Source organism: Parendozoicomonas sp. Alg238-R29 (assembly GCF_947331445.1).
In the GTDB taxonomy this organism is placed as follows: Bacteria; Pseudomonadota; Gammaproteobacteria; order Pseudomonadales; family Endozoicomonadaceae; genus Sansalvadorimonas.
The window spans coordinates 1-12,664 of the sequence record NZ_CAMZOG010000106.1 but is presented as its reverse complement, the minus strand read 5'-3'; the positions used below and the strand labels follow the sequence as shown (position 1 = coordinate 12,664).

General features: G+C 47.6%; 12 protein-coding genes and 1 tRNA gene. 9 read left to right on the top strand and 4 right to left on the bottom strand.

Going from position 1 to position 12,664, the window contains the following annotated elements; genetic code table 11:
- Positions 1-123: 123 nt before the first annotated feature.
- From QMA35_RS19240 to QMA35_RS19230, 3 genes are all read left to right on the top strand, one after another.
- Positions 124-199 (top strand) — tRNA-Trp (locus QMA35_RS19240).
- 310 nt (positions 200-509) lie between these two features.
- A complete protein-coding gene (locus tag QMA35_RS19235; protein ID WP_281648771.1) occupies positions 510-2,213 on the top strand; it encodes a hypothetical protein in 1,704 nt (567 codons plus the stop codon).
- Entirely contained in the window at positions 2,210-2,683 is a 474-nt protein-coding gene (locus QMA35_RS19230; RefSeq protein ID WP_281648770.1) for a hypothetical protein, read from the top strand. The genes QMA35_RS19235 and QMA35_RS19230 overlap by 4 nt, the downstream gene beginning before the upstream one ends.
- Positions 2,684-3,466: 783 nt before the next feature.
- Here QMA35_RS19230 and QMA35_RS19225 read toward each other — a convergent pair.
- Genes QMA35_RS19225 through QMA35_RS19210 form a run of 4 tightly spaced genes read right to left on the bottom strand, consistent with a single transcriptional unit; the run spans position 3,467 to position 5,764 of the window.
- Positions 3,467-3,643, bottom strand: coding sequence for a hypothetical protein (locus QMA35_RS19225; protein ID WP_281648769.1), 177 nt, complete (start codon positions 3,641-3,643; stop codon positions 3,467-3,469).
- The gene (locus QMA35_RS19220; RefSeq protein WP_281648768.1) at positions 3,622-3,903 is read right to left on the bottom strand and encodes a hypothetical protein; all 282 of its coding nucleotides are present in this window, start codon (positions 3,901-3,903) and stop codon (positions 3,622-3,624) included. The genes QMA35_RS19225 and QMA35_RS19220 overlap by 22 nt, the downstream gene beginning before the upstream one ends.
- Positions 3,900-5,249 (bottom strand): recombinase family protein, encoded by a 1,350-nt coding sequence (locus QMA35_RS19215; protein WP_281648767.1) that lies wholly within the window; start codon positions 5,247-5,249, stop codon positions 3,900-3,902. The genes QMA35_RS19220 and QMA35_RS19215 overlap by 4 nt, the downstream gene beginning before the upstream one ends.
- Positions 5,246-5,764 (bottom strand): DUF2924 domain-containing protein, encoded by a 519-nt coding sequence (locus QMA35_RS19210; protein WP_281648766.1) that lies wholly within the window; start codon positions 5,762-5,764, stop codon positions 5,246-5,248. The genes QMA35_RS19215 and QMA35_RS19210 overlap by 4 nt, the downstream gene beginning before the upstream one ends.
- Before the next feature lie 301 nt (positions 5,765-6,065).
- Here QMA35_RS19210 and QMA35_RS19205 point away from each other — a divergent pair, with 301 nt between their 5' ends.
- The 6 genes from QMA35_RS19205 to QMA35_RS19180 all read left to right on the top strand — a co-directional run bounded on the left by QMA35_RS19205 (position 6,066) and on the right by QMA35_RS19180 (position 12,551).
- Positions 6,066-7,217, top strand: a complete 1,152-nt coding sequence (locus QMA35_RS19205; RefSeq protein ID WP_281648765.1) for a hypothetical protein — start codon at positions 6,066-6,068, stop codon at positions 7,215-7,217.
- Positions 7,214-7,945, top strand: coding sequence for a hypothetical protein (locus QMA35_RS19200; RefSeq protein WP_281648764.1), 732 nt, complete (start codon positions 7,214-7,216; stop codon positions 7,943-7,945). Before QMA35_RS19205 ends, QMA35_RS19200 begins: the two co-directional genes overlap by 4 nt.
- A gap of 582 nt (positions 7,946-8,527) precedes the next feature.
- A complete protein-coding gene (locus QMA35_RS19195) occupies positions 8,528-10,234 on the top strand; it encodes a hypothetical protein (RefSeq protein ID WP_281648763.1) in 1,707 nt (568 codons plus the stop codon).
- Positions 10,234-10,938: an OmpA family protein gene (locus tag QMA35_RS19190; protein ID WP_281648762.1), complete on the top strand. Its 705-nt coding sequence runs from the start codon at positions 10,234-10,236 to the stop codon at positions 10,936-10,938. The genes QMA35_RS19195 and QMA35_RS19190 overlap by 1 nt, the downstream gene beginning before the upstream one ends.
- Positions 10,935-12,071, top strand: coding sequence for a hypothetical protein (locus tag QMA35_RS19185; RefSeq protein ID WP_281648761.1), 1,137 nt, complete (start codon positions 10,935-10,937; stop codon positions 12,069-12,071). The genes QMA35_RS19190 and QMA35_RS19185 overlap by 4 nt, the downstream gene beginning before the upstream one ends.
- 156 nt (positions 12,072-12,227) lie before the next feature.
- Complete coding sequence (locus QMA35_RS19180) at positions 12,228-12,551, top strand: DUF4372 domain-containing protein (RefSeq protein WP_281648760.1); 324 nt, start codon at positions 12,228-12,230, stop codon at positions 12,549-12,551.
- Positions 12,552-12,664 lie beyond the last annotated feature (113 nt).

Genomic DNA, 12,664 nt, shown 5'->3' with positions numbered 1-12,664 from the left:
ATATAAAAGAAGAAGTAAGCGACAGGGTGAGTAACGAGGATTAATGTAACAAAAAGAAGAAAAAATCCTGAAAGAACATAGACTTCCGAAATTCGCCGCGGTATATTTTGCCTCGTCTTCTGCAGGCCACTAGCTCAATTGGTAGAGCACCGGTCTCCAAAACCGGGGGTTGGGAGTTCGATTCTCTCGTGGCCTGCCATTTCACTCCTCTACAGAAGACTGCTCCCGATTTACCTCCCTGAAAACAGCCTGTCTACCGCGCACTTTTGCCGCTGGTGGGTGATTTCTGCGTTTTCGTTCAAACCATCATTTTTGCCTGTAAGATCACTGGGTTATAACGACGATACACGACGGCGCTTGCAGTTCGCACGATGTCGTGCCTAAGCATATCTTCCGAAAAAACACCCCCACTTATCACAGCCCTCGTTCATTCCCAGCGACTCCCCTAGTCAAGGTTTCCTGATTCTGGTTCAATGCCTCCCACAATAAAAATTCCAAGGATGATTGTCGTGCAAGGAAGAGCCCGCACAGATCTTTACGTGAGAAATCTTAACGGTGATCGATTTCTCATCACCCCCAATGCTTTTTCTCATGGTTATGACCGCATACCGCTAGGCGATAAGGGACGGGCTTCACGCTTTATTTTCGACCTGGACTCACAGAGTAAAAGGCAATTAGAGGCCGTCGAATTCACACCATCATTGGGTGCGAGGCCCTCTTTAGCAAGTTCGCGATTTAACTCCCGAGATGCTTTGGCCACACGCTTAAGTACCGGCGGCCTGTATGTGTATACCGTTGATCCCGGTGCCGAGCAACGCCGCCAACAGGTAGAAGCCACCTATACCGCCATTCGCAACCAGCTGAATCAGATTATTGCAGCGGAACGGGCTGAAGCGGCAGCCATTGAGCAAACACACCAACAGCGAACAGAGCTACAGAAAACTGGAGCACACCTGGTACGCTTTGGATCAGGCGCTTATGAAGCGGGCAAATCTCTATTGGTATGGATCAATGACGTACACGATGTCATTTCCCTACAGAAACACCTGCATCGCATCAGTAAAACGGCTATCAAAACCGTCCGCACCAGCACTTTCGAAGATTGGGGTGTCACCTTCTACACCGATTGGAAAGAAGGAGAATACAGAGAATTGGTTGAAGCCTTGGGCTTTGACCCCACCCAAATCTCGGTTGAGATGTTTTCCGAAGCCTGGGATCTTGCCAATTTTCTCTGGGAGGATGAACGTAGCCAGACTCTCATAACCCAGTTTGCCAAAGATTATGCCCGTGCCCAGCACAGCCTGGAGATAGCAGAGCTGGCAGGTACCGCAGCCTTTGAAGTTTTGCTAACCATTCTTTTAGCGGCAGCTACTGGCGGTGCAGGGGCTGTTGCCAGCCTGGGCAGCAAGGCTCGCTTGATGGAAAAGCTGGGTAAAGCAGGGAAGCTGTTTGAGAGTGTTGCTGATCTTAAGCGTAAGGGAAGAAAACCGGTTAGGCCCAAGAACACTTCAAGCCAGGCTGGCCCTGGGCTCTCAGGTCTTAACCAAGATGAAGCTGCAGGCAAGCCTCATGAAGTGAGCTCAAAACCACCAGCATCAATTAAAGAAGAAGCATATAAAGCCAAAAGATCTGCTGACAATACTGCTGACGCCACTGTGCCCCCCGACGTTCCAATGACCCAAGAGGAATACGACAGAATTATTAACCTTGAGCGTGGCAACAGGCCAACAGACGTCACAGAATACCTCGACAAAGAGTATGTTGATGCCCATCTACAGAAGTTTGAAAACGAAGGGGGAGCCTTCATTGTCGTCGAAGACTGGATCATTAGTGATAACCCTGATCGGCAGTCGTTCCAAGAGGCTGGTAAGTTTGTAGGCCTCAGCTCAGAGATGGATGTTGTCATTGCCAAGTATAAAGCCGCAGGGAATGACTGGCGTGTTCTTAGGGATGAACTAAACCTTGGAGAAACAACAAACCTAGAGAATGTCAGGATAGCCTATGTGAAAATTCCTCCACGAGATCCAGAATTTAGCTATGAAATGCCTACAGGGAATGAGTACGGAGCTTATGAACACGAGTGGGTTCCTGGAGGCTTCACTAAAAGTGGTACAAGGGAGGCAACACTAACTGGTGGAGATAAGATCGTTCACAACGGCAATGTCGACAATATCATAAATATGTTCAGCAATAGTTCGGAGCTCTTACAGTGAATGACGATAACCTGTTTGCCATAGCAGTGGAAAATGGTGAGACAAATTCATTTTTCAGGGGGCTGGGAAGCTACTTTTCCCGAAATCGGGAAAATGGAAAACATGCTTTCATAAGTCACATGACGGGGTGGGTTGCAAACTATGCAAAAGATAACATTCAGAACAGCAACTCTTTTGATTTGGCCTTTCTCAAATATCTTGAGTCCCTGACACTGTGCACCGACGACTTTTATAGCGTCCAGATGAATCTGATTGCATATCATCGATTAAAAACTCGTGGCCTACTACCACACTCCTGTTTACTAGAAAGCGACTCGTCGCCCGCAGTTCTCCAGCTAGAAAAATTTCTCACGAGCTACAGGCAATCAAAGTTGGAAGATGTTAATTTCAAAAATGCAGTTAGCTACTGGTCAAAAATCCACCACACAACCCTTGCCGCTCTTTTTAAAAAAATTGATAGGATCAAATAATGAGCAGTTTACGTGCAGCCTTCAAAAGATATCGTGAAGGTGAACCTCTAGCTAGGCTTGCCATCGATATAATAAAGTCAGATCTATTTATAATTTCCTCAGGAAAGCCAACCTCTTCTCCTCTACTTGCACAAGGGCCGAAGGCCAACGAATGGTGCGTTACTGCTAGCGAACAGGCTGCTCCCCTTAAGCAGACAGGCCAAGAGATCTGCCAACTGAATGGCCGGAGTATAATCAGCACTATTCGTACTGGAGTGGGGCTCTTAATCATCCACCCGGATGGAGGCGACTACCTATCTGCCTCAGAAATCGAGACCCTCAAACAAGCCTTGCACCTCTGAATAATTGAAGTGAATGAGAGACACCTACTGCTTGTGAATATTATTTCGTCCACGCAAACCACATTATTTGATGGCAGGACAGAGGAACTTTCTTCGTTCATCTGTGACATTAAAACCGGACCTGACAGACATCAGATCAAGCCGGGAGATTTAAAACCACTCCGTGAATTGTCGAATGAAAATTTTAGTATTGCCCCTGACGATGTATCCTCTGCACTGGGGCTGACAGTTACAAAATTCGACAACATTGCAATTCACAGCGGTAGCAAGAGAGGCCTGAAGCTACATTACGTGACTGAGAAAAATGATCAAGGCTCGTATATTTTTGTTTGCTCTTTTGGGGAATTTCAGCCTGGCCGAAGCATTTGCATACTTGAGTCTATTCTTTCGGTCTAACAATGGCCTGAATATTCATATGTGCTAGCCATTAGATCTTCCTGGCTTAAGGGTCAAAAAGAGGGGCATCCATTACCATTGCAAGATGTCTCCTCTGCTCCCCCCACTCCAAAGGAAACCCTCCCTTCAGCTGGGCAAAACTCAAAGGCCACTTCCCACCGCCTAACATAATGTCTGCCTGAATTTCAGGTGCCAGGGTGGTCAGCCGCAGAATCTTGGACATATCGCTTTGTCCACACACTCCCGCTGGGCCAGCGTCTGGATGCTGGTGGCTTCCCCTCGCAGCAGCTTACGCTCCCAACGATGCGCCTTGACCAGGGCTTCCTTAAGAGTGTTGTCCGTCGGTTCGCTGTAAACAGTTGTCTCGCCGTAGAGCCGCCTGCGGCCTCGTGCTTTGACAAACCGGATGGGAACAGTGATCTCCAAAATCTGTTCACCTTCCTCAATAGCCAGGCTTTTATAACCATGGGTCATCCAGCTCATACACTTGCCTCCTGCAGGGATTGTTGTTCTTTCACTTCCGCCATGACAGACAGCAGGCCATTGATGCGATAACGAATGATGATTTTCTCGGCTGTAACAGTGACCCGTTCCACCAGCAGTTGAAACAATCGCTTTTGCTCCTCGGGGAACAGCAGTAACCAGATCTGCCCAACATCTTTTAACAGGCTCTGCCACAGGCCTTTATCTTCTTCATTCTGATCAAGAATTTTTTCAACTCTGGCCAGATACTCCGGAGCTAGAAGCATTTCCCCCAAGCTCTCCAACACCACTTTCTCCAATTCATCACAAGCAATCATCGGCAGGGGGGCATGCTCGTACCCCTTTTTGTTCACGGTGTTACTGATGAAATAGCGGTAGCGTTTGCCTCGCTTTCGGGTTGAGGTGCCTACTAGGGCTTTGCCATCCGGACCAAAAACTCGCCCACTGAGAAAGCTGCCAGTCGCATGGCGCTGAGAGTGCGCTTTTTTCTCGGCTGTCGTCCCGGTGGAACGCAACCCTTGAACTTCGTCCCACAACGACTGGCTGATAATGGCTTCGTGCTCACCCGGGTACCAACGCCCCTTGTGGGGCACTTCACCCAGGTAAATGCGATTTTTGAGAATATGAATAATATTCTTGCGATCAAATCCCGTTCCCCCGGAGACTTGACCGTTACTGAATACATTTCGTTTGGTGGTATAACCGGCTTTATTTGTACGGCGACAGGCTTCTGTCATAGAGCCAGTCTCGGCAAAATTCTGAAATAGCAGGCGTATACCGGCTGCTTCTTTCAGATTGATCACCAGCTTGCGATCCTTAACGTCATAACCGGTCGGCACTCGACCGCCCATGAATTTACCTCTCTGCTTGGACAGGGCGAATTTGTCCCGAATCCGTTCGCCAATCACCTCCCGTTCAAACTGGGCGAATGTCAGCAGAATATTGAGCGTCAGGCGTCCCATACTGTCCCGGGTATTGAAATGCTGAGTCACCGAGACAAACGACACGCCGCTTCTGTCCAACACCTCCACCAGCTGAGCGAAGTCGGCCAGGCTACGAGTCAGGCGGTCAACCTTGTAGACAACAATGGTATCGATCTTGCCAGCTTCAACATCAGCTAATAGACGCTTCAGGGCCGGGCGCTCAGTATTGCCACCAGAAAAACCACCATCGTCGTAATGATCAGGCAACTGCACCCAGCCTTCCCCCTTGTGGGCACGAATGTACGCTTCGCCAGATTCCCGCTGAGCATCCAAAGAATTGAACTCCTGTTCCAGCCCCTCTTCCGTGGATTTACGGGTGTAAATGGCACAGCGTACCGGTGCCGCCGTGGTTGCCGGATTCATACCTTCTCCTTTTCAGTGTCGTTCCATCCCACCATGGTTTTCTGGTCTTTGAGGCCGAAGAACCGTGGGCCACTGGTATGGGTGCCGGTAATCTTGCGGGCAACAGCGGTCAGGCTTTTGTAAATGTCGCCGTCATACTCAAACCCGTTTTCCTGAGTGATCACGGTATAGGTGCAACCATTCCAGAGTCGCTCAAAGGTGACCCCCGTCCTTGGCTTAACCTTACGTGGCTTGGGGATTGCTCCCTTACGGCCGATCTGGCTAATGCCCTGATTAATGGCCCTGTGGGTTTCTTCATCCAATCCTCCCAAGGTCAGTTCCTGAATCCGCCAGGCCAGCTTTTGAATCAGCAGCAATCGGCTCAGTTTGGGAGGTTCCCGTTCATACAGCTCCCGCCATAAACGACGCATTTCTATCGTGGAGAGTTTTGGCAACCCGGCAATCTGAGCCGCCAGCGTTCCTTTCTTTTTCATCATCAACCCCTGAGTCTGGTTTTGGGGGTCTGATACAGGCATGAACCCGGGGCACTATCCAGTCGTCTCAGACAGTTATTCTGGCCTCTCTCTTTCTGCCACTTGCGCTGTATTGCCAATGCTAGAAGTTCCGCGATCATATGCTGCCGACTTTGAGTTGATGTTTGTGCCACAGGTGCTCCTCCATATGCGCCCATGGGTTTTATTGTCTGCTGGCAAACCAGAGGTGTCGATCAGGGATATGGGGCTTTAAGTGGAGTTGTTGAGTGTTGGCAGCTTATACAGGTTGTTGCAGGTTAAATAGCGGAAGCAGTTCAGGATGAACTTCATAACGGAATGATACATGGAAGTCTGGATTGATATTATCAATCGCGCCTCACGTACCAGCGTGCAAAATCTGTTTTGCCATCACGGCTGTCCTGCGCCTGGTACCTTGAAATGGGATGATTTTCTTACTATTCCCGAGGAACTGTTAGCCTTTGTCTCCAGCTTGCCGGATCGAACACAAGCCCTCATGCAGGAAGACCTTTTACGTGTCCAGCGAATGGGTAACACCGAAGGTCAGAATGCTCTCTACCTTGTGTATGGCAAACATGATGAATTGGATGCACTGCCCCATGAATACGACAGGGGGCTGTGGGTATATATTCATGCTCGTGATGCCTTTGAGAATGCCGAGATGCTGCTCGGATTTCATCAGAAGCAAGGCAAAGTTCGTAGCTGGGCACGCTTTGAAGCAACAGCCGGGTTTTCTGCAGCACAAATCAGATCTCGGGCGGACGAATTCAAAGATGCATTATGTAAACGCATGCCGGGAGAACTGCATTGCGAGGTGAGCATTTGCGTGCATCCGGGTACATCGATCACTCAGATAAATATTTTTCGACAACAAGGGCCGTGTACGGAGCTGGAATTTGATGATACTGGCACTCTCGGCAAAACCACCAGAAAACCCGTCACCGAGTTCGTTATTCTTTACGACAGCCGCTCAGGGTGCCTTGAGCTGATTGGCCGCACCTCAGAAGAGCGCAAGAAGCTGGCAACGCTGGTGGGAAAATATCTGCTGGATACCTTGGAAGTCCGCGACATATCCAGGCAGCAGTACGACCTGAATCGCTTACTGAAACCTCGTAGTTTTACGTCTGTTAATGGTATTGAGATTGATGACATTCTCAGCCTCAATTATGAGCTTCCTCAGCATCGCATCAAAGGTTCGCTGAGCTTTGATGGACAGATCCCATATCATCAAAAAATTCAGGATGTGTTCGGTGACAAGTCACCTTTCAAGGCTATCTGCGTGGTGAGAAAAGCCCAGTTGAAGCTGAAACGACAGAAGCTTAACAGCCAGGGATGGCAGGAAATCAAAATGAATTTGTCTGGCAACAGCTGCAGTTTTCAGCCGACAAGTTTGCCGTCCAGTATTAAAGAAGACATCAAGAATAACTGCCTGAAAGATTGGGGGCTGGTGGCGGGGATTGATGAGGTTTTTGAATGAACCCACACCAGGCCATAGGCTGGCTTTATCAGTTCGCAGATTCAGGTGAAGGAACAATAGATCATAAAACTCTGCACCTACTTCTACCAAAGGCTGCTAAAGCATTACCTGTTCTTCTAAAGATGGGATTGCTGGTGGAGTATCAGGATACTTTCAATATCAGCGTGCACGGGCAGCGATGCCCCGTATTTGAAGCCGTTGACGAGAATTCTGATAACTCCCGGCTCTGGACGGCGGTATTTAATGAAGAAGATGAAGAGTCCCTGGAAGTGCTCAATCTCAGTTCCATTCATTCTCTTCGATACCGAGTGTTGTTTGACCGGTTGCCCCTGGTACTGGCGAATATGTTGGAGCGTACAGAGACCCAACCTCCCATAGAACGGATACCCGGAGTGTTATGGGAGTGCGGCCGCACCCAATGTCGCTCCGGCTCACTGCCAGTCTGGTATGCCCGCGATTTGCCAAAGCATTATCATGAAATTCGAGCAGCACTACATAGCTATACCATCAACACAGAAGCTTTACTTTTTATCGGTCAGCCAGTGGACGATGCTTACCAAGCACTACCAGGAATTCGAAAAGTACTCACTATTGCAGAAAGCCTCAACTCATGGGCTGCCCCCCAGATTTCCTCTGTATTGGTGGATAATGTCTTCCGGGGAATCTCCTTCAGGGCTTCACCTGTTCCTTTTGTCATGCCTGCGGACAATAGCACTCTCAGAATCTGACTACTGGCGATGTGTACCCCCTCATTGGTAAATAACGACTGTTTTTTCAGTATCTACTGAATCGACTGATCGCTGGCGTACCTTCAGTGCCCTTTTCAGAGGTATTACACCATGCTGATTACAGTACCGGTTATAGCTCTTTGGGCAAAGTGTTTAGTGGCAGAAAGGATTTGCAGAGTTTAATACAGCTAAAACGGGGGATGGTATCCCTCCAGCTCCCCTCAAAAACAGAACAGTCTGAAGTGATTCAAACACGTACTGACGACTTATTAACAGCCGCAGTCTCTGAAGAAGAAAAGGTTGCGAGATAGCCCAAGAGCTTACCTACTCAAGAATCAATATCTATCTCCCCACCTGAAATGTTTTGTCCTGCCTGACGGAGGCAGAGGTAGTCACAAGGACAGTCAGATTACAGTAACGAAAATACTTAGAATGAACGACATCGCCCTCATAGTCTTATAAGGCAGTGAGATGATAATATTACTGCTCTTCAAGATCAGAAGCTTGATACTTGCTTCCTAATGACAACTCCCATAGTTAACCACTTTGCAGTTGTCCGACATCATTTCACAAAGGTCATAGATGGAATTCTTTGATTCAATAACCAACATTGTCTTTCTGGGCTTTATTCTTCTGACATTTGTTTCTGCAGTCGTACTTCGAAAGCAGGGAAAAGCAAGCGATTATGTCAATTATGCACCAACGCTGCTAACGACCCTCGGTATCTTTGGTACGTTTTTTGGCATCGTGCTAGGTTTGATGGAATTTGATCAGAATAACATTGAAGCCAGTATTCCCCCTCTGCTTGCTGGCCTGAAAACAGCATTCTTCACCAGTCTGGCTGGTATGCTGGGTTCTTTGATGCTGAAAACCCTGTCGACTTCACCTTGGTTGAAACCTGAACAAGAAGAAGCCGTAATTGATGCTTCTCCAGAAAAGATACTTGCCACAATGCAGGCGCAGCTGACAGCAACTAAAGAACTGAAAGAGTCCTTGGTGGGCAATGAAGAATCAACCCTGGTCGGACAGATGAAGATTTTGCGTGGAGACTTCAGTGATCAAATGAAGCTCTCACGCAATCAGGAAGTTGAGCACTTCAAATATCAACAGGAAAAGTTCGATGGTTTTTCCGACAAGTTGTGGCTGAAGCTTCAGGATTTTGCTGACACGTTATCCAAGTCCGCAACTGAACAGGTCATCGAGGCGTTGAAGCAGGTTATTGTTGACTTTAACAATAACCTCACCGAGCAGTTCGGTGAGAACTTCAAACAGCTGAATGATGCCGTTTATAAGCTGGTTGAATGGCAGGATAACTATAAGACCCAGCTTGAGCAGATGAATACTCAGTATGAGCAGGGTGTTCAGGCTATTACTGCTACCGAAACCTCTGTCGCACAAATCAGTGACAAGACTCAGATGATCCCACAAACCATGGAAAATCTGCACGAAGTCATGACTGTTAACCAGAAGCAGCTTGGCGAACTAGAGAAGCATCTGGAAGCGTTCAAGGATATGCGTGACCGCGCGATTGAGGCTGTGCCTGAAATTCGTCGCCAGGTTGAAGAAACTGTTTCGGATATCTCAGCAGCAGTTACTACGGCAAACGGTCACTATAAAGAGCTTCTGACTGAGTCTGACCGCTATATTCAAAACCATATTCAAACGTCTGAAGACCTGCTGGGTAAATTCTCATCTGAAACAGAGAAGGGTATTGAGGTAGTTGGAAAAACCATTGATACCGCAGTCACTGAATTTACACATAATGCTGCCCGTACCAATGAAAGCCTGCAAACTAGTTCAGACTACCTGCAAACTCAGACTGAAGCGATTAAACAGCACCTCGAAGATGCAGTGAGTGATTTGAATAATACCGTCAGAGATATGGTTGAAAAGCTAGTTATTGACGCTCAGTCCATGAATAAAACCATGCATGAAGCAAACCAGAATCTGGTGACAGATACCAGTGAAGTTCGTAATGCCATGCTGAAATCAACCGAACAACTTCAAAAGCAGCTTGGCGAAATGTTGGAACAAGCCGCTACACAGCAGGTGAACCAGGCTCGCAAGACATTTGAAGCCATGGAAGAGCAGGTAAAACAACAGGTAGGCTTGACTGGAGAAGCTGTCGATAGCCAGTTGAAGATGATTGACCAGTCCATGCAGCAGGAAGTTAACCGTGTGATGACAGAAATGGGGCAAGCTCTTGCACAGGTTACCGGTAAATTCACTGAAGACTACATTAGGCTGACTCAAGCTATGCAGAAAGTTGTGAGACAGCAGGCTGCATAATGGAACAGATATTCGGACGAAGAAGAGATACCGGAGAGAATGGTGAACACTGGCTTACCATCTCAGATCTAATGGCTGGTTTGATGATGGTTTTTCTGTTCATAGCCATTGTCTTTATGCTTCATACCCAGAAAGAAAATGAAAAGATCAAGAGTGTCGCTGTCGCTTACCAGGAAAACCAAGTGGCCATCTACGATTCGCTGATGGCTGAGTTTGAGGATGACCTTAAAAGGTGGGGTGCAGAGATAGATAAAGAAACTCTGTCCTTTAACTTCAAGTCGCCAGAAGTGTTATTCGACCTTGGTAAGATCAATCTAAAGCCTGGCTTTAAATCGATATTGAATGACTTTTTTCCTCGCTACCTCGCCGTTCTGAAGCCTTACAGAAACTCACTGGACGAGGTCAGAATCGAGGGGCATACCAGTAGTGCATGGAATGCCAACAGCACCGAGAAGCAAGCTTATTTCAAAAACATGTCACTTTCTCAAGGACGTACCCGCTCAGTTCTTTACTACCTATATGGCTTGGTACCTGATGAAACTGACTGGATAAAGCGCAATATCGCCGCTGTTGGTTTTTCATCATCTCGTTTAATTATGAAGGCCAATGGGCAGGAGGATAGTCGTCGCTCAAGGCGAGTATCGTTCAGGGCTATTACTAATGCCGATATCCAGATAAAACGTATTCTGGAGGCTGAATCTTGAAGCTGACAGCTGATTTCAGTGCCTTACATCGTGCTGTCGCACCGTTGAATTACTCAGTTGCTGAGTTTTCCATTGCTGCTCAGAGTTCAGAGCTTGAGTCTGTCGCTGCAGACTTGCTGCAGGGGCAGGTACTCGGTAAAGATATCCAGTTAGATGAAATCGATGGTTCCCAAGGGGTTCTGAACTATAACGGGCATCAGGTGATGCTCTACATTCCCGATCAGGGTGATGACATTCTGGTAGTTCTGAATGATGGAAAGCAAGGACGCAGAATCCATATTGCCGAGTGCTCAACGCTAGAATTCATGCGTAATACTGGCAGGTTTGGACGGTATGACGTAATCAGCCGTATGGACGGTTTGTTTCCCGTTTTCGGTTCGAACCCTGAAACGGGAGAGCATGTTCCGGGAGAGTCTGACCTTGGTGTCTGTAAGAACTGCCTCAAAGTTCTCAACTACCAACGCTATGATGATTTGCCATGGGCAGAGAAAGGGGCAATATTCACTGACTTCAACTTCGAAAGCTTCTTTGAAACCTATAGCTCTTTCTTTAAAAGCCTGCCTACTTCCAGCGCTTCGGGCCAATCAGGGTACACTGCAAACTGGGCCGCAATTTCTACCAAAATCCGGAGGCAATTGAATTATCACTGTGAGCACTGTGGAGTTGACCTTAAAGATCATACCAGGCTTCTTCATGTTCATCACATAAACGGTAATAAGACTGACAATCGTAGAGAGAACTTACGCGGCCTCTGTGCAAACTGTCATAAGAAACAGCCTCACCACGGCCATCTTCATGTCAGTCGTGAAGACTCTCTGGCTATCAATAATCTACGTCGACAACAACATAAATTTGATGTCTTTGACTACGATCGCTTGGAAGAGTTCTCTGACACAGCCTTAGAAGGTCTTAACAGTAAGTGCCGTCGATATCACCTGCCCACCCCTGACCTTGGGGTTATGGTTAAGAGTGGTATGCAGGTCATCTCAATTGATCTGGCCTGGCCTAGAAATAAAGTGGCCGTGCTTATTAATCCGAAAGAGCAAGCACTACTCCAGTCAGCAGGTTGGACTGTGTTTACACTTGGGGCTGCGATGAAGCAGTTTGAGTCTTTTCAAAAGAAGGTCCGATGATATTGAACCCTCTCGCAACTGCTTGCTGATCAATTGCTTTGAGTCACTGCTGTCCGGTTAAAAAAATCGAGAAAGGCGTGAGATGCCTGTCTTTAGTGGTTTGCGGTAAAATAGCGGTTGTCGAGACAGCTATTTCACAAAACAAAAAAGACAGGCATGAAGTATCATAACAGCGTTTTCCAACAGTTACTCAAAACAATCCCACGTCACCAGTTTCAGAAGGTCGTTGATCGCCACAACGGGGATCATCGCATCAGAACTCTGTCATGCTGGACTCAACTCGTTGCCATGATGTTTGCTCAACTGGCCAGCCGGGTTTCCATTCGGGATCTGGTTGAGAATTTTAATACCTGCCACAACCACCATTATCATTTGGGTGTCTCTCGCACAAAGCGCTCTTCATTGTCAGATGCCAACAGCACTCGGGCGGCCAGTATTTTTTTGAGTGGGCGCATTTCCGAAAAACCAAAGGCGGCATAAAGCTTCATACGGTGTATGACCCGAAGGCAGATACACCAACGTTTTTCGAACTGACCACCGCCAAGAGAAATGACTGTAAAACGGCTCAGAACCTTCCCATCATGGCAGGTGTC